This window comes from Microcoleus sp. BROC3, assembly GCF_036702515.1.
In the GTDB taxonomy this organism is placed as follows: Bacteria; Cyanobacteriota; Cyanobacteriia; order Cyanobacteriales; family Microcoleaceae; genus Microcoleus.
In genome coordinates, this window is sequence record NZ_JAUBTQ010000004.1 from 65,700 (window position 1) to 80,124 (window position 14,425).

24 protein-coding genes are annotated in these 14,425 nt (G+C 42.9%); 12 read left to right on the top strand and 12 right to left on the bottom strand.

The window, feature by feature from the left end:
• Positions 1–73 precede the first annotated feature (73 nt).
• Positions 74–649 carry a Uma2 family endonuclease gene (locus QUB30_RS03645; RefSeq protein WP_333329210.1) on the bottom strand — a complete coding sequence of 192 codons (576 nt, stop codon included), beginning with the start codon at positions 647–649 and terminating at the stop codon, positions 74–76.
• Between the two features lie 134 nt (positions 650–783).
• Here QUB30_RS03645 and QUB30_RS03650 point away from each other — a divergent pair, with 134 nt between their 5' ends.
• The gene (locus QUB30_RS03650) at positions 784–1,047 is read left to right on the top strand and encodes a hypothetical protein (protein WP_333329213.1); all 264 of its coding nucleotides are present in this window, start codon (positions 784–786) and stop codon (positions 1,045–1,047) included.
• 65 nt (positions 1,048–1,112) lie between these two features.
• Complete coding sequence (locus tag QUB30_RS03655; RefSeq protein ID WP_333329587.1) at positions 1,113–1,412, top strand: type II toxin-antitoxin system VapC family toxin; 300 nt, start codon at positions 1,113–1,115, stop codon at positions 1,410–1,412.
• 46 nt (positions 1,413–1,458) lie between these two features.
• Here the strand turns inward: QUB30_RS03655 and QUB30_RS03660 are convergent, their stop codons facing one another.
• A complete protein-coding gene (locus QUB30_RS03660; RefSeq protein ID WP_333234003.1) occupies positions 1,459–1,716 on the bottom strand; it encodes a BrnA antitoxin family protein in 258 nt (85 codons plus the stop codon).
• Complete coding sequence (locus tag QUB30_RS03665; RefSeq protein WP_333237918.1) at positions 1,691–1,975, bottom strand: BrnT family toxin; 285 nt, start codon at positions 1,973–1,975, stop codon at positions 1,691–1,693. Before QUB30_RS03665 ends, QUB30_RS03660 begins: the two co-directional genes overlap by 26 nt.
• Positions 1,976–2,113: 138 nt before the next feature.
• Here QUB30_RS03665 and QUB30_RS03670 point away from each other — a divergent pair, with 138 nt between their 5' ends.
• From QUB30_RS03670 to QUB30_RS03690, 5 genes are all read left to right on the top strand, one after another.
• A complete protein-coding gene (locus QUB30_RS03670) occupies positions 2,114–2,368 on the top strand; it encodes a hypothetical protein (RefSeq protein ID WP_333172072.1) in 255 nt (84 codons plus the stop codon).
• Positions 2,365–2,715, top strand: coding sequence for a type II toxin-antitoxin system PemK/MazF family toxin (locus tag QUB30_RS03675; protein WP_333329217.1), 351 nt, complete (start codon positions 2,365–2,367; stop codon positions 2,713–2,715). The genes QUB30_RS03670 and QUB30_RS03675 overlap by 4 nt, the downstream gene beginning before the upstream one ends.
• A 140-nt stretch (positions 2,716–2,855) precedes the next feature.
• Complete coding sequence (locus tag QUB30_RS03680; RefSeq protein WP_333329220.1) at positions 2,856–3,071, top strand: hypothetical protein; 216 nt, start codon at positions 2,856–2,858, stop codon at positions 3,069–3,071.
• Between the two features lie 70 nt (positions 3,072–3,141).
• Positions 3,142–3,357, top strand: a complete 216-nt coding sequence (locus QUB30_RS03685) for a hypothetical protein (protein WP_333329223.1) — start codon at positions 3,142–3,144, stop codon at positions 3,355–3,357.
• On the top strand, positions 3,357–3,617 hold the full coding sequence (locus QUB30_RS03690; protein WP_333329226.1) for a type II toxin-antitoxin system RelE/ParE family toxin: 261 nt from the start codon (positions 3,357–3,359) through the stop codon (positions 3,615–3,617). The genes QUB30_RS03685 and QUB30_RS03690 overlap by 1 nt, the downstream gene beginning before the upstream one ends.
• Here QUB30_RS03690 and QUB30_RS03695 read toward each other — a convergent pair.
• Positions 3,614–3,745: a hypothetical protein gene (locus QUB30_RS03695; RefSeq protein ID WP_333329229.1), complete on the bottom strand. Its 132-nt coding sequence runs from the start codon at positions 3,743–3,745 to the stop codon at positions 3,614–3,616. The genes QUB30_RS03690 and QUB30_RS03695 overlap by 4 nt on opposite strands.
• A gap of 42 nt (positions 3,746–3,787) precedes the next feature.
• Between QUB30_RS03695 and QUB30_RS03700 the strand changes: the two genes are divergently transcribed.
• The 4 genes from QUB30_RS03700 (at position 3,788) to QUB30_RS03715 (ending at position 4,874) form a co-directional block, all read left to right on the top strand.
• Positions 3,788–3,988 carry a hypothetical protein gene (locus tag QUB30_RS03700; RefSeq protein ID WP_333329232.1) on the top strand — a complete coding sequence of 67 codons (201 nt, stop codon included), beginning with the start codon at positions 3,788–3,790 and terminating at the stop codon, positions 3,986–3,988.
• On the top strand, positions 3,988–4,242 hold the full coding sequence (locus QUB30_RS03705; protein ID WP_333329235.1) for a ParE family toxin-like protein: 255 nt from the start codon (positions 3,988–3,990) through the stop codon (positions 4,240–4,242). The genes QUB30_RS03700 and QUB30_RS03705 overlap by 1 nt, the downstream gene beginning before the upstream one ends.
• Positions 4,243–4,384: 142 nt before the next feature.
• Complete coding sequence (locus QUB30_RS03710; protein WP_333329238.1) at positions 4,385–4,630, top strand: hypothetical protein; 246 nt, start codon at positions 4,385–4,387, stop codon at positions 4,628–4,630.
• A complete protein-coding gene (locus QUB30_RS03715; RefSeq protein ID WP_333329241.1) occupies positions 4,623–4,874 on the top strand; it encodes a type II toxin-antitoxin system RelE/ParE family toxin in 252 nt (83 codons plus the stop codon). The genes QUB30_RS03710 and QUB30_RS03715 overlap by 8 nt, the downstream gene beginning before the upstream one ends.
• A gap of 76 nt (positions 4,875–4,950) precedes the next feature.
• Here the strand turns inward: QUB30_RS03715 and QUB30_RS03720 are convergent, their stop codons facing one another.
• Positions 4,951–5,805 carry a CFI-box-CTERM domain-containing protein gene (locus QUB30_RS03720; RefSeq protein ID WP_333329244.1) on the bottom strand — a complete coding sequence of 285 codons (855 nt, stop codon included), beginning with the start codon at positions 5,803–5,805 and terminating at the stop codon, positions 4,951–4,953.
• Positions 5,806–5,929: 124 nt separating this feature from the next.
• Entirely contained in the window at positions 5,930–6,112 is a 183-nt protein-coding gene (locus QUB30_RS03725) for a hypothetical protein (protein WP_333329247.1), read from the bottom strand.
• Between the two features lie 685 nt (positions 6,113–6,797).
• Here QUB30_RS03725 and QUB30_RS03730 point away from each other — a divergent pair.
• Positions 6,798–8,189, top strand: a complete 1,392-nt coding sequence (locus tag QUB30_RS03730) for an ATP-binding protein (protein ID WP_333329249.1) — start codon at positions 6,798–6,800, stop codon at positions 8,187–8,189.
• Positions 8,190–8,211: 22 nt separating this feature from the next.
• Here QUB30_RS03730 and QUB30_RS03735 read toward each other — a convergent pair whose 3' ends face one another.
• The 6 genes from QUB30_RS03735 to QUB30_RS03760 form a co-directional block, all read right to left on the bottom strand.
• Positions 8,212–8,418: a type II toxin-antitoxin system HicB family antitoxin gene (locus QUB30_RS03735; RefSeq protein ID WP_333329252.1), complete on the bottom strand. Its 207-nt coding sequence runs from the start codon at positions 8,416–8,418 to the stop codon at positions 8,212–8,214.
• Positions 8,419–8,431: 13 nt separating this feature from the next.
• Positions 8,432–8,770 (bottom strand): type II toxin-antitoxin system HicB family antitoxin, encoded by a 339-nt coding sequence (locus QUB30_RS03740; protein ID WP_293206837.1) that lies wholly within the window; start codon positions 8,768–8,770, stop codon positions 8,432–8,434.
• A 115-nt stretch (positions 8,771–8,885) separates the two neighbouring features.
• Complete coding sequence (locus tag QUB30_RS03745) at positions 8,886–9,170, bottom strand: type II toxin-antitoxin system HicA family toxin (RefSeq protein ID WP_333329590.1); 285 nt, start codon at positions 9,168–9,170, stop codon at positions 8,886–8,888.
• 176 nt (positions 9,171–9,346) lie between these two features.
• Positions 9,347–9,694, bottom strand: coding sequence for a DUF5615 family PIN-like protein (locus tag QUB30_RS03750; RefSeq protein WP_333237943.1), 348 nt, complete (start codon positions 9,692–9,694; stop codon positions 9,347–9,349).
• Positions 9,691–10,008 carry a DUF433 domain-containing protein gene (locus tag QUB30_RS03755; protein ID WP_333237946.1) on the bottom strand — a complete coding sequence of 106 codons (318 nt, stop codon included), beginning with the start codon at positions 10,006–10,008 and terminating at the stop codon, positions 9,691–9,693. The genes QUB30_RS03750 and QUB30_RS03755 overlap by 4 nt, the downstream gene beginning before the upstream one ends.
• A 201-nt stretch (positions 10,009–10,209) precedes the next feature.
• The gene (locus tag QUB30_RS03760) at positions 10,210–14,205 is read right to left on the bottom strand and encodes a magnesium chelatase subunit H (RefSeq protein WP_333329260.1); all 3,996 of its coding nucleotides are present in this window, start codon (positions 14,203–14,205) and stop codon (positions 10,210–10,212) included.
• Between the last annotated feature and the right edge of the window lie 220 nt (positions 14,206–14,425).

The following is a 14,425-nucleotide window of genomic DNA, read 5'->3' on the forward strand; positions in this document are numbered from 1 at the left end:
TTTAACTCTATTTTACTCTATTGAACATTAGACAGGTGCGATTCCCTGCGGGATAGCTTCGCACGCGCGTACATTACCAGATTGATTCAAGATTCAAAATAAATCCGGGGAGAATATCTTCACCTGATACAGCGGCTGGAGATTCTAGCACTTCAACTTCTTGATTCTGACGGTAAATTTCTACTTGCCGTGATTGGCGATTAATTAACCAACCTAAAACAGCACCGTTATCTCGATATTCTTTCATCTTATCCTGAGTTTCTTTCAAACTATCGCTGGGAGACATTAACTCAACGACAAAATCAGGACAAATGGGGGGAAATTTCTTTTGTTGTTCAGGAGTTAGTGCATTCCAGCGTTCTAATTTTACCCAAGAAGCGTCAGGAGAGCGATTAGCTCCATTGGGAAGTTTGAACCCTGTTGAGGAATCAAAGACTTTACCCAATTTATTTCGCTCATTCCAAATCCAAATCTGTGCTGTTAATCCTGCATTGCTGTTTCCAGTTTCTCCTCCTGCTGGTGACATGATAATTAATTCTCCTTTCGCTGTGCGTTCCAATCTAATATTTTCATTCTCCTGACAGAGTTGAAAAAACTGCTCGTCTGTCAGCTTAATAATTGGGTTGAGATTGAGGGTGAGGGTAGTCATAGCGGTATTTTATCGTAGCTAAACGACCTTTATTGGGGATTGTAGCATATTGAGTGAGTTGCGAGGGCGATCGCCTTTTCGATAATTGTAAATTGAGATATAATGGTAAAAATAGATAATAGTGGATATTAGCTATGCAGCGAATATTCGAGGCTATATTAAAGGGAAACCTTTTAGAATGGGCTAATGAGGTTCCAAGACAAGGCGATCGCCCTGTCAGACTTTACGTTACTTTACAAGAAGAGCGATCGACTTTAAGCGCTGAGTTTCGCCGTCAGAAAATAGTTGAAATATTGGAAAAAATTGCAGCAAATAATGTCTTTGCTGATATTAGCGATCCAGTGGAATGGCATCGAGAGTTGCGTCAAGATTGTCCACTTCCTGGTAGGGATGAATAATGCTGCTTGACAGTAATATTATTATCTAGGCTTCCCAACCATAAAACACGCCAATTAGGCAGTTTATTGGCAAACATGACATAGTTGTATCGGCAGTAAGTTACGTTGAAGTGCTGGGTTATCATGGGCTAACTGAAGAGTATAGATTGTACTTTGAGGAATTCTTTGGTGTGGTGGAGGTTCTACCAATTTCTAACGCTGTACTCGATCGCGCAGTGCTGTTGCGACAGATAAGGATAATGACACTTGGGGAGGCTATTATTGCGGCAACAGCTTTGGTATATGGCAGAACTTTAGTAACAAGAAATATAGGGGATTTTCGGTGGATTGCTGAACTCACACTGATTAACCCGTTTGAGGCTTAAGAAAGATCGGCGATCGCACTTTAGGAAGAAAAGGGCGATCGCAAATTTATTCACTGCTTTTTACGTGATGTTCAACATAAGAGCGCAGCACAGCGTTCATTAGAGATTGATAGCCTTTTCCTTGGCTTTTAAACCAATCTAATACATCGCTATCAACTCTTAAAGAAATAGCTTGTTTTGTCAATGGTGTTACGAGTTTTGCTTTTGCCCAAAAATTCGCATCTAATTCAGGAATATCAGAGGTATCGATTGCAGATTCTGGAATATTTTCTAATTCTTCAAGTCGTTTGGGCGAGATAGTCATAGTAGGTATTTTTTTCTTGACGAGTGGCTTTTCTTGCAGAGATGATGCGGATAATTCCATTTCTTTCAGTATGCGCTACGGTGACGATAACGACACCTTGTATGGCGCCAATACTGATTTCTCGGATTTCTCCGTAGTCGAAACGCTCATCAATGGCATTAAAAACGATTCCGTCAAAGATTTCTTGAGCTTCTTCAAAGCTAATGCCATGTTTTTTGAGGTTTTGGGCGTTTTTATTTTCATCCCATTCAAACTGCATAATAGTGTATATACAAAATGTATATAATCATAATATAGCATAACCGGATCGCACTTTAGGAAGAAAAGGGCGATCGCACTTCCTTCGATCCTAAATTGCTATAATAACAATCAGCCAAAAAATCTCCACATAAAGCCTATGTCTACTTATAGCGAGGTACTGAGTCAGGCTCAAAATCTCACTCTTGAAGAGCAACAGCAACTGTTAGAAGTATTGTCAGCTTTGATTCGCGATCGGGTAACAACCCAAACTCAGGGTAAACGATCGGAAATTGATGCAGCACTGATTGAAATGGTACAAGATCCAGAGTATCAAGCTCAAGTGCTACAGATGGAGGCTGAGTTTGCGGTAGCGAGTTGGGAAGCCTTGCAATTGGGAGAATCTCCTGTATGAACCGGGGAGAAGTCTATGATGCTAGACTTGAACCTGTTGAGGGTTCTGAACAAGGAGGAACCCGTCCTGTTATCATCGTTAGTCGAGCTACAATCAATACATATAGCCCTGTAGTTTTGGCTATTCCCTGCACTACTTATCAAACTGGTAAACGAGTTTATCCCACTCAGGTATTAATTAAAGCTGCCGACGGTGGATTAACCAACGATTCTATCGGTATGGCCGATCAAGTACGGGTATTATCTAAATCTCGTTTATTGAGTTTACGAGGAATGCTTAGTGATGAAGCAATACTTATGCTGAATCAAGCTTTATTAATTGCGTTGGATTTGCCTGGTCAAGTTTAATTGCACTTGAGGAATATCAGGGCGATCGCACTTTGGGAAGATCAGGGCGATCGCACTTTAGGAAGAAACGGGCGATCGCACTTCCTTCGATCCTAAATTGCTATAATGACAATCAGCCAAAAAATTTCCACATAAAACCTATGTCTACTTACAGCGCGGTACTGACTCAGGTTCTAAGACTTGCACCAGATGAGCAACTGCGACTCATCTCTGAATTATTAGTATATGTTCGTCACCGGGTTCAGGCTAAACCTAGGTGGAGTATTTTAGAATTAGAAGGGTTGGGTGAGGAAATTTGGAATGGGATTGATGCTCAAGACTATGTGAATCAGGAACGAGATTCATGGAATGGATAGCTCAGTTACAGATACAACCGTACTAAAGTTGCTATTATTTATTGATAATCCCACAGACTAGGAGATTAAAATGCAAGTCAAAGACATGACTGTTGAGCAATTGCGGGACTTAATTCGGCATACCGTGGAACAGTGTTTAGAAGAATATTTTGGCGATCCTGATGCAGGTTTAGAAGTTAAGGAAGAAGTCAAGCTGAAATTGTTAGAGTCAATGAAGCGCAAACAAGCAGGAGAAAGTAGCGTCGAACCTGGGGAAGTTTATCAAAAACTCGGCATTAAGTCGTAATGAGCTATTCGGTTGATTTGACAGCAGAAGCTCTGGTTAACCAAGAAAGATTGACTCAGGCTGTGCAGGAGCGTATAGGTAATAAAATCAATTGGTTGGCTGAAAATTTTGAACAAATTACTCCTATGGCGTTGTCCGCTAATCTGGCAGGTTTCTTTAAGTTAAGAGTGGGTGATTATCGGGTAATTTATTCTTTTGATGATGATTTAAAGGTGATTACTATTCACCAGATTGGACACCGGAGAGAAATTTATGATTAACTAAGGGCGATCGCACTTTGGGAAAATAAGGGCGATCGTACTTTCGGAAGATAAGGGCGATCGCACTTTGGGAAGATAAGGGCGATCGCTTTTCCCAGAATTCCCAATTGAGATATAATATAGAGCAAGTAAAAAAAATTAACTAAATTTTGTGTAACTTAAGACACCCTATGTTGACTATTGAACAGATAGAAAATGCGATTCTGCAACTTCCGCCGAACCAGATAGGAGAGTTGTTAGAGTGGTTTCTAAATTTGGATTACAAACGATGGGATGTCCAGCTAGAGAAAGATATTGCTGAGGGTAAACTGGAGGCTTTAGCAGCAGAAGCGATCGCAGATTTTGAGAGTGGTAACTATCGAGAGATTTAATGCACTACACTACTCGAAAATTTTGGGATTGTTACAATGCTTTGCCATCAAATGTACAAGCTACAGCAGATCAGTGTTATGAGTTGCTGAAGGCAGATCCGTCTCATCCTTCTCTGCATTTTAAGAAGGTTGGTAATTATTGGTCTGTAAGGGCCGGACAAGCTTATCGGGCGTTGGGTATTGAAATTAAAACAGGTATTGTGTGGTTTTGGATTGGTACTCACGCAGAGTACGATCGGCTGATAGGAAAATAAGGGCGATCGTACTTGGAAAAAAGGGGCGATCGCACTTGGGGAAGATAAGGGCGATCGCACTTTGGGAAGATAAGGGCATCGCACTTCCTGCCAAAATCAGTATATATTAGAGTTAGAGCTAAAAAATACCAGTAAAAAGTCTATGCCGACTTATAATGAGGTACTGACTCAAGTTCAAGGCCTCGCCCTGTCTGACCAACTCCGATTATTAGAGGAATTAAGAAAGATCGTTGATCGGGGGGTGGAAGTTGAAGGCGATGATGAGGTGGTTTCAGCCCAAGAGATAGCGGAAAGTCAAGCAGCATTAGCAGATTATTTCGCGGGGCGCGATCGGGGAATCTCCTCAAAAGAACTTAAGTTGAAGCTGTTCGGAGAAAAAAGTGACTGACTACATTCTCCTAAAATCAGCACAGCGGTATTTACAACGGATGCAACTGGATGATCGAGTGCGTATTGTTAAGGCTTTAGATGCGCTGGTGACAGACTCGACAGGACTTGACATTCAGCCTCTCAAAGGTCGTCTTGAGTTCCGGCTGCGAGTGGGTAAATATCGGATACTTTTTGTAGAAGATACGGATAACCAGGTATATGTTGTGACTCCGATTGGTTCTCGCGGTGATGTCTATAAATAAGAGCGATCGCACTTTGGGAAGATAAGGACGATCATATTTCCCCGCTGCTTGTTAAATAGTTTTTTTTAAAACTGTACTAACTTTTAACTTCTCGGCTACGCATCCACTCAGCTAAACGCTCTAGCTGTTGTCTTAAAAAGCTTTTGATGACTGGTTGCCTCTTCACATAGTTAGCGATGCTAGGGCTGATATTGTAGTATAGGCTGACTAATCCTTTACCTACAGGATTAGTTAAAAGTTTTTTGTCACGGAAATTGCGGAATGTGTCTATATCGGGGTGTGTGGAAGTAGAATAAGCTGCTGTGGCAATGAAGCAAGAGCTACTAGAAGAGCTACTAGAACTACTAACACTAACTGCTTTGGATGGTACAAGAAATGTTTTATAGGAACAACATTTGTCAAAGTTTGCCACCAGTTCTATGAATATGGGATCGTCTGAATAATCCTCGACTTTATATGTATTTTCTACAAAGTCCCTGCATTTATCTGTTATCGCATTTTCTTCATCAGACCATTTGTTATAACTTGCTTCAATCGTATTTTTATAAATAACCAAATATTCTGGTTCTAACTTGTTTTCATATTTACCAATTGTCTCTACTATTTCATCAACTTTTTTTTGGAATATCAGTGCTTTATAAGGTTCGTTGAGTTCATCATAACACTTTTTCACTTTGTCGATGAAGCTAAGCATCACAAAAAGTAAGATGATTTGGCTTGCGAGAAAAATCATGCCACCTTCTTTTGATTCGCAAAAACAAAAAAAACCTTCGTAGAATTTTAAAGCAGAGTTATATTTTTCAAGAGCCTTTTTGTAGTAGCCTGATTCTTGATATTTTTGGCCGTCAGAAGTTTTTTCTATAGCATTATTAAACAGTCTAGCGGTACCAACAGATAAATAATCACCTGGGTTTTCAAATAATTTACTCATCTTTACATTCTCATCTTTACACTAAAATAATTTAAGATCTTTTTCGCTACCAACCAGTATACTTTGAGCGATTGCCCAAGCTTTAACTTTTCCTGTAAATGTGGGCGATCGCAATTTTTCTCAATCAATCCTTCCATTTCTGAAGCGTAGTTGCGTAGAAATTAGCTTTACGCCAAGCTTCCTCAGCGGATGAGGCTTTACCCGCAGAGTTAGGACCAACATATACTTCGCCAGTATCCTCGTCCCAATAATAATCGTAAGAAGAATCTGTCGGCGTTTTAACTGTACCCATGTGTTTTCTAGCCATAACTACTCCATTGATGTTTGTAAGATTCAACTCAATCTCAGTATTAACTGAACTCTGACTAGCAGGTTTGGTGAAGTTATCGCCTAACATTTAACTTTTGCTATAAATGTTGGCTATCGCGTTCCATTAACCCTCTAATTTTTTCACAATAAAAGCGTTATATCTGATTAATTGAAAACCGCCGGAGTTATCTTAATCCCCTTTTGATTGGCTACATAAACTCTGTGTCTTCCACTATAAACTTCGTAAGGTGGTGTACCTTTATGGAGAGTTATAGGATCTGTTTCGTCGTGAAGCAGACTTGAGATAGAGTCAGGAGGATTTTCTATTGACCTTATTTTTCCTTCAATGAGTTCGCTTCTATTTGGGACTCGAATATCTGAGATTTTTACAGGGACAGTTTCCATTTGGTTGAGTTCTGTAACGCTGAATATGGTATGTTCATGAGGTTGAGTAAGTCAGAGATGTCGGGACTGACCCCAGACGCCCCGCAAATGCCCAAAATATCCACAATAACGGATGTAGCCCGATCGCCCTCAGTGCAACCAACCTCTACTCCAAAAATCATACAATGACCACTTTGGCCCATCGCCCACCAACTCACTTTAGAAAATGTTATGTTTTGTTATCTAAAAAGTTATAAAAAATAAGTTATAATCAGTAAAAATTACCCCAGACGCGATCTATGGAGCTTAATGAAGTCTTAAGATTTGCCGATGAAAAAGTTTTTTCTCAAACAGGGAAGCACTTAGACGACCTGCAAGAAGCTATTTTAAAAGAAACCCTCCAAGGTCGAAAATATGCAACAAAAATAGCGCAAGACCGTGATTGTAGTGAAGGTTATGTTAGGGTGGCCGCTTCTGAATTATGGAAGATACTATCAGATGTCTTCGGCGAAGAAGTTAGCAAGGTAAATGTTAGAGCAATACTAGAAAGAGCGAAATTTTATAATCATTCATCAGCTATTGGTGAAAATTATGGAACAGTTAATCATAACGTCAACATTTGTCAAGAAAGGGCGAGAAGTCCCACACCTTCCCAAAACCCCCAACAAACCCCAACTCAACCCCACATCGACTTAGGCGACGCACCCGAAATCTTCAGGTTTTTCGATCGCACTTCTGAACTCTCCACCCTCGAAAACTGGATAACGGGCGATCGCACTCGCCTCATCGCACTCCTGGGAATCAGCGGCATCGGCAAAACCACCCTCTCCCTAAGCCTAATCGATCGCATCAAAACCCAATTCGATTACGTCATCTATCGCAGCCTCCGCTTTTCCCCTACTCTCGATGCAACCCTCACCAACCTGCTGCAAATCTTTTCCCAACAATCAGAAACTCCCCAAAGCATCGAAACCAAAATTTCCCAAATCCTCGATTACCTGCGAAAGTACAGATGTCTGATTGTCCTCGATGACGTGCAGATGCTTTTGGGCAGCGGACAACTCGCAGGACAATATAAAACTGGATATGAAGATTATCAGTTATTTTTTAAATTAATTGCCGAAGTTTGTCATCAAAGTTGTTTGATATTGAATAGTTGGGAAAAACCCAGAGAAATTGCCAGATTCTCAAAAGATAATCATCCCGTGCGATGTTTTGTATTGGGAAGTTTAGGAGTAGCAGCTAAAGAGATTTTGAACTCACAAAAGTTATCCGATGAGGAAACATGGGAAACATTGATTGATATTTATCAAGGCAATCCTCTGTGGTTGGAGTTCACTGCAACGCTGATTCAAGAGTTGTTTGGGGGGAGAGTTTCTGAGTTTTTGCAGTGCGAGATGCCGATTTTAGATGAAGGGTTGCAATCTCAGTTATCTAAACCTTTTGGCCGTTTGACTCCGGCAGAGTTGGCAGTGATGACTCACCTGGCTAATCAACCTGAACCCCTTGCTGTGTCGCAAATTTTCAACAAAATACCATTTTCGCCGTCAGAAATAGTCAATGCAGTGCGCTCTCTTGGAAATCGGTTTTTATTGGATGCTGTAGAACGGGAAAAGATAACTTTATTTATTTTGAATTCTGTGATGAAACAGTATGTGAAAACTCAGTATCTTTCTAACCGATCGAATTAAAAAGGGCGGCAACCTTGCTCTATTATGCGAACATTAATCTACCTTTAGGTTGAGGGATCGATCGCCCTAATTGCCGAGCAGTCTCAACCCACTCCTGCATAATAATCTCTAGATTTTGCAATGCTTCTTGATAAGTTTCCCCATCCGCAGCACATCCCGGCAATTCAGGCACTTTTGCAATAAAAGCCTGGTCTTGCTCACTCCAGTAAATGATTACTTCGTACTTCATTATCCTACGTTAATTAAGTGTTAATTGCTTGCTCGGCTGCTTTAATTAAAACCTCATCCATCCAGTTGTTAATACTTTTGCCAGCCTTCTTGGCCGCAATAAATATTTTGCGGTGATGTTCGGGAGTAGTGCGGAAGGGAAGTTTACCTGAAAATGGTTTATCAGGTTCCTGTCCTAATTCTTTGCAAAACTCTAGATAATCATCGATCGAATTTTGGAATTCTTGGCGAGCTTCTTCAATAGTTTGTGCCTTAAAAGTCACTACGTCATTAATATCGAGGACTCGCCCGAAAAGAATTTCCGCTTCTAAATCTACTTCAATGCTAGCACTGTAACCTTTGTAAGTCATCATGGCTGTAATACTTCTTCCTATTTCAATAAGTGACAGTTGTGGCGGATATTTTTTATACTAATGCCCTTGTTAATTTGGGCAATCCGCAATGATTTTCCCGTTAACAGCTAAGTCATCATGGTTCAACCCCCGCCTTTATCAAAAATTCTCTGACTGATTTAACGGCTCCTTTATCTGTCTCTTTTTGAGGATGTGGTTCGTGAAATACAGCTCTAACCTCATTTAATAAAATCCGAACCCGCGAACCTGAACCTTGAGTAACAGTAGCACGGAGTGCTGTAAATAAATTTTCAATATCTTGCCAATTAATATTAGCTGGTATAGGATCTGTAAAAATTGCTTCTAAAATCTTACGCTGTTTATTATTTAGTTCCTTAAAAAATTTATTTGTTATTATAATTGACCTATGATATCATAATATGATATCAATGTCAATAAGGTGAGCTAATCTCGCGCCCAGACTACTTGAGACTGGAACAAACACCACTTTCATCGAGAATACTCTATGAGATATTTCATGAAACTTGAGATGAGAGAAGGCGACGCACCTTACGATTTTTTATTTGCCAGGGTTGGCTATAAAGGTAGGTACTGAACGCGGTTAACTAAATCTTCAGGTTCGCTAACCTTAGCAATAATTTCCAAGTCACGAATGCAATCACCAAAAGTTACATTCTGTTGATGGGCATAGATGACGCCAGCAAAATTTACTTCTTCTTGCTGGCGGCTGTTAGCTATGGCTAAAAAATCTTCGTCTTGTGTAAAAACAACGCGCTGAAGATCCGTTGCGCGATCGAGTATAATAGGGTCTGGCGTGTTTTGATGGTTATCTTCTTGAGCTCTCAAAACATCTACATCTCTTTGTCTCAGTCCATTTGTAATCGGTAGAGGCACATTCTCATCCATGTACAAAGCTATACTCATTTAATTAGTCCTTGGGCGCGGAGTTTTTTAGCCAAAGGAGATTCACCCGCTTCTAATCGCAACTTTTCGGCATACTCGAATCGGCGCTGCATATCTGCATCAAGGTCTTGTTTATGATCCCAGTAGTAAGCTAAGGCAGAGTAAATTTTACTCAAAGTTAGGTGAGGATAGCTTTCCAGTAATTCTTCAGGACTCAAGCTGTAAGCTTTTACCGAAGTCATTAATTCAACTACTTTCATAGTAGTCCCTGTGATGATAGGCACATTCTTCTCATCTAATTCTACGTATTTATATTCGGTTGCAGTTAGTGGCATAGTTTACCTCGTTAATGGATCTAATTTAATTATATCGATATATCGATCGCCCTTGACCGCATCCCCAAACTGTCCGAATTCCGTAAGTCCTGAGATAGACAGTTACTTATTGAGTGCTCAATCCATGTTTTTATATCTTATGTCAGCAGCCTAGAAAAATTGTTGAGGCTGACAGAAATGTCAGCCCCATAAATCTGATAACTATTCTACCCCCTCAATCCTGTCTTCCACCTCCTGATAAAGTTCACGCAACCTGTCCAAATTGTTCTCCGAAGTCTCCCAATAGCCCCGGCCATTCACCTCAAGCAAAGTGCTGACAATCTTGCGGAACGAATGAGGATTTAAGTTAAGCAAACGCTTCTGCATCTCCTCATCTTGGATAAACGTAGTGTTAACATCCTCATACACCCAATTATCCACAGCGCCCGCCGTCGCACTCCATCCAGTCGTATTCACCAGACGCTTAGAAATCTCGCGCACGCCTTCATAACCGTGCGACAGCATCCCCTCGTACCACTTCGGATTCAGCAGCTTAGTCCGCGAATCTAAACGCACGGTTTCTGATAGCGTCCGCACCTGCGCGTTGGCTGTGGTTGTATCAGCAACAAAGGATGTCGGTTGCTTCCCATCTGCGCGCAAACTGCCGATCAATTTAGTCGGATCGGAGTCGAAATAGTGCGACACGTCGGTTAGGGAAATCTCCGCCGAATCCAAGTTTTGGAAAGTGACTTCCGCAGTTTTCAAGGAGGATTCAAAAATCTTCCGGTCTTGTTCCATTGTTCCGGGATTGTCGGAAGAAAAGGCGAAGGATTTGCGAGTTAAGTACATTTCCTGCAACTCGGCTTCGCTTTCCCAAGTGCTGTTTTCCACCGCCAAGTTGATGTTAGATGAATAGGAACCAGAGGCATTGGAAAATACCCGGGTTGCTGCTTGTCGCAGGTTGATTCCCATTTCTTCCGCTTGCTTCAGGGCGTGTTTGCGGACGAAGTTCATCTCTAACGGTTCGTCGGCTTCCGCTGCCATTTTCACGGCTTTATCTAACAAGTTCATTTGGTTGATGAACAAGTCGCGGAATACGCCGGAACAGTTAATTACTACGTCGATTCGAGGGCGTCCCAACTCTTCTAAAGAAAGCAATTCGAGTTTGTTTACCCGGCCCAATGCGTCTGGAACTGGCTTCACTCCCACCATCCACATTACTTGGGCGAGGGATTCGCCGTAAGTCTTGATGTTGTCGGTTCCCCACAACACAACGGCGATCGTTTCTGGGTAATTTCCGCCGTTATCAACGCGCTGTCTTTCTAACAGCCGATCGACTACAATCTTAGCAGACTTAACCGCCCCCGTTGTAGGGATTGACTGCGGGTCCAAAGCGTGCATATTCTTACCAGTCGGCAAAACATCCGGGTTGCGAATCGGATCGCCACCGGGGCCAGGCAGAACATACTCGCCTTCTAACGCGCGCAACAAAGCGCCTAATTCGTTGTCGGCACAAACTTGCTGCAAGCAGAATTCCAGATACTCAAACAGCGGTTTAATCGGTTCTGGATCGATTTTTTTGTAACCTGCGGCGTGCAAGGCTTCAACCCAAGGGGTTTTCTTGCCCATGTTGAAGAAATTCAACTTAGAAACAAGGGAAACTCTGCCCTCAGCGTCGGTTTGTTCCTTCACCAAAGCGCCAACGGCATCCCGACAGGCCAACGTGATATTTTGCAGCAATTCGACATCACTTAAAATGCCTTTGTCGCTGTTGCTGTAAATTTCGCCGATATCGCGTCCGAGACTGTTAGCAATAATCCGCGGCAAGCTGATCAGCCCGTCTTCTTCGCGGTCTAAATTGGCGATATTCACCAAAGTTGCGATCGCCTCTTCCGCAGTCGGTGGCTTACCGATAACGTGCAAACCGCAAGGTAACAACCGCGACTCAATTTCCATCAACTTGCGGTAAACCAAGCCAACTAAATTGTCGCGTTCCTCGGCAGTCATTCCCGCAGCAACCCCTCTTTCTTGTTCCGGAGGTAGGGCGATATCCTTGTCCAAATTCACCAAACGGCATTTTTCGACGATCGCATCAACAATCGGCACACCGCGCCCAGTCTCTTTCAAAGTTTGATAAGAAGCAATTAACTCGCTTAGTTCCTGCAAACCTTTGTACAAACCAGCATTTTCAGCCGGAGGAGTCAGATAGCTGATTGTTTCAGCATAACTGCGGCGCTTAGCAATTGTTGCCTCGCTGGGATTGTTGGCGGCGTAATAATAGAGGTTAGGAATTTTGCCGATCAAACTGTCGGGATAACATTCCCCAGACATTCCCATCTGCTTACCTGGCATGAATTCTAGCGAACCGTGAGTGCCAAAGTGCAGCACCGCATCCGCACCCCAAATGCGCTCCAAATATGTATAGTAAGCAGCAAAACCGTGGTGCGGGCTGGCGGAACGAGAGAATAACAACCGCATCGGATCGCCTTCGTATCCAAAAGTAGGTTGCACTCCGATAAACACATTGCCGAAATGTTTGCCGAAAATCAGCAAATTTTGTCCGTCGCTGTTCAAATGTCCCGGAGGCGGGCCCCAATTTTCTTGCAAGCGTTCCGAGTAAGGAGTGAATTCTTCGTATTCAGCTACAGACATCCGGTAAGCAACATTTAATTCGGGACTTTGGTATTGGGCTGTTGCGTCGTGGATGACTTCTTGCATCAGTTTTTCGGCGGACTCCGGCAATTCTGGCAAGTCGTAACCGTTGCCTTTTAAGGCTTTCAAGACTTGGTAAATCGAGCCGAAAACGTCCAAATAAGCGGCTGTTCCGACGTTGCCTTTGTCGGGCGGGAAACTGAAAACTGTGATCGCAACTTTTTTATCTAATTTTGGTTTGCGGCGCAGCATTGCCCATTTCATGGCGCGCTGGGAAATTGCTTCGATCCGGTCTTGCAGGGCGATCGCCTTGCCAGTTGCGCCATCTCTTCCCGACAAAATAATCGGTTCGATCGCGCCATCCAACTCAGGAATGGCAATTTGCAAAGCAACTTGAATCGGGTGCAAGCCTAAATCGCTATTTTCCCACTCTTCCGTCGTTTGGAAAACCAGCGGCAAAGCCACCATGTAAGGGCAGTTTAGCTTTTTCAAAGTCTCGATCGCCTTCGGGTGATCTTGTTTCGCCGGGCCGCCCACCAAAGCAAAACCAGTCAGAGAAACCACCGCATCAACTATCGGCAGCGGCGCAACACCTTTGGTTCCAACTTCCAAGAAGAAAGTTTCGACTGGTTTCGAGAAGTCCAAACCGCCGGCAAAAATCGGCACCACCCGCGCCCCCATTGCCTCCAATTCCTGCACCATTGCTACATAGTGCGCGTCATCTCCCGTGACTAAGTGAGTCCGCTGCAACACCAAGCCGATGCAAGGCGCGAGGGGGTCTTTGAGGTCTGCGGAAATATCTTTGCGGGCGTTATACCAAGTGAGGTATCCTTTTACATCCTCAAACATCGACGGTGCCAAAGGATGCCAAATTCCCATATCCGGGTAGACAACGGGCTCTTGAAAAGTTAGCTGTTCCTGGCCTTTGAAGACATATTTATGTGACAGCATCAGCAAGAAGTTTTCCAAGTTTTCTTGGGAACCGCCCAGCCAATACTGGAAACTCAGCATGAAGTTGCGCGCATCTTGGGCTTTGTCGATGGGCAAATATTTCAGGACTTTCGGCAAAGTTTGCAGCAGTTTCAGCATTCCGTCTTGGAAGGAACTCCCGGATTTTTCCTTCCGTTTTTTCATGAATTCGCCGATCGCACTTTTGCTTTGTCCCAACTGTGCCATCGAGAAACTGCCCATTTTATTTAGCCGCATCACCCCTGGCATCGACGGGAAGACGACGGCGACATCCAAGCTGTCGCGCAGCGGTTCCACTGCCGCTACCACTTTTTCTGCCAAATCTTCGATGAAAATTAGAGAAGCAATAAATACATTGGCATCCGCCACATCCCGCTTGAAGGCCTCGTAATTTTCCGGGCTGCGGAGTTCCTCGATCAGGTAGCCACTGATTTCTATTGCCAGATTCGGATTTTTCTGGTTTATCGATCGAACCGCTGCGGACAGGGCGCTTTGATACTGCGGTTCCAGTACGACATAGACCACCTTCATGAGCGATCGCCCCTGCAAGTTTTCCGGCACAACGTGGCGAATGGTGGGCTTGACGTGAGTGAACATCCGGTTAGGCTCCTTTAAGATGCTGTTTTCGGGAATCGGGAATTTTTTTATCCCATAAGCATTTTTACCAGAAAACGCTTGCCATTAGGCGATTTGAGCCTGCACATGACACAATTCGACAAATTTAGGTCAAATTTTCGTTACATTTTTTGATAAATTCCTTGAGCAAATACTCCAGATTTTATTTACAAAAATTTACTTGACAAAAAATATTTAGTAT

Excerpts from the sequence above, each read along its gene's own strand:
- QUB30_RS03675 (WP_333329217.1), top strand. The coding sequence starts at position 2,365 with ATGAACCGGGGAGAAGTCTATGATGCTAGACTTGAACCTGTTGAGGGT.
- QUB30_RS03665 (WP_333237918.1), bottom strand. The coding sequence starts at position 1,975 with ATGCAGTTTGAATGGGATGAAAATAAAAACGCCCAAAACCTCAAAAAA.
- QUB30_RS03725 (WP_333329247.1), bottom strand. The coding sequence starts at position 6,112 with ATGGCTAGAAAACACATGGGTACAGTTAAAACGCCGACAGATTCTTCT.
- QUB30_RS03660 (WP_333234003.1), bottom strand. The coding sequence starts at position 1,716 with ATGACTATCTCGCCCAAACGACTTGAAGAATTAGAAAATATTCCAGAA.
- QUB30_RS03645 (WP_333329210.1), bottom strand. The coding sequence starts at position 649 with ATGACTACCCTCACCCTCAATCTCAACCCAATTATTAAGCTGACAGAC.
- QUB30_RS03680 (WP_333329220.1), top strand. The coding sequence starts at position 2,856 with ATGTCTACTTACAGCGCGGTACTGACTCAGGTTCTAAGACTTGCACCA.
- QUB30_RS03735 (WP_333329252.1), bottom strand. The coding sequence starts at position 8,418 with ATGAAGTACGAAGTAATCATTTACTGGAGTGAGCAAGACCAGGCTTTT.
- QUB30_RS03720 (WP_333329244.1), bottom strand. The coding sequence starts at position 5,805 with ATGAGTAAATTATTTGAAAACCCAGGTGATTATTTATCTGTTGGTACC.
- QUB30_RS03670 (WP_333172072.1), top strand. The coding sequence starts at position 2,114 with ATGTCTACTTATAGCGAGGTACTGAGTCAGGCTCAAAATCTCACTCTT.
- QUB30_RS03685 (WP_333329223.1), top strand. The coding sequence starts at position 3,142 with ATGCAAGTCAAAGACATGACTGTTGAGCAATTGCGGGACTTAATTCGG.
- QUB30_RS03760 (WP_333329260.1), bottom strand. The coding sequence starts at position 14,205 with ATGTTCACTCACGTCAAGCCCACCATTCGCCACGTTGTGCCGGAAAAC.
- QUB30_RS03705 (WP_333329235.1), top strand. The coding sequence starts at position 3,988 with ATGCACTACACTACTCGAAAATTTTGGGATTGTTACAATGCTTTGCCA.
- QUB30_RS03700 (WP_333329232.1), top strand. The coding sequence starts at position 3,788 with ATGTTGACTATTGAACAGATAGAAAATGCGATTCTGCAACTTCCGCCG.
- QUB30_RS03690 (WP_333329226.1), top strand. The coding sequence starts at position 3,357 with ATGAGCTATTCGGTTGATTTGACAGCAGAAGCTCTGGTTAACCAAGAA.
- QUB30_RS03730 (WP_333329249.1), top strand. The coding sequence starts at position 6,798 with ATGGAGCTTAATGAAGTCTTAAGATTTGCCGATGAAAAAGTTTTTTCT.
- QUB30_RS03740 (WP_293206837.1), bottom strand. The coding sequence starts at position 8,770 with ATGATGACTTACAAAGGTTACAGTGCTAGCATTGAAGTAGATTTAGAA.
- QUB30_RS03650 (WP_333329213.1), top strand. The coding sequence starts at position 784 with ATGCAGCGAATATTCGAGGCTATATTAAAGGGAAACCTTTTAGAATGG.
- QUB30_RS03710 (WP_333329238.1), top strand. The coding sequence starts at position 4,385 with ATGCCGACTTATAATGAGGTACTGACTCAAGTTCAAGGCCTCGCCCTG.
- QUB30_RS03750 (WP_333237943.1), bottom strand. The coding sequence starts at position 9,694 with ATGAGTATAGCTTTGTACATGGATGAGAATGTGCCTCTACCGATTACA.
- QUB30_RS03755 (WP_333237946.1), bottom strand. The coding sequence starts at position 10,008 with ATGCCACTAACTGCAACCGAATATAAATACGTAGAATTAGATGAGAAG.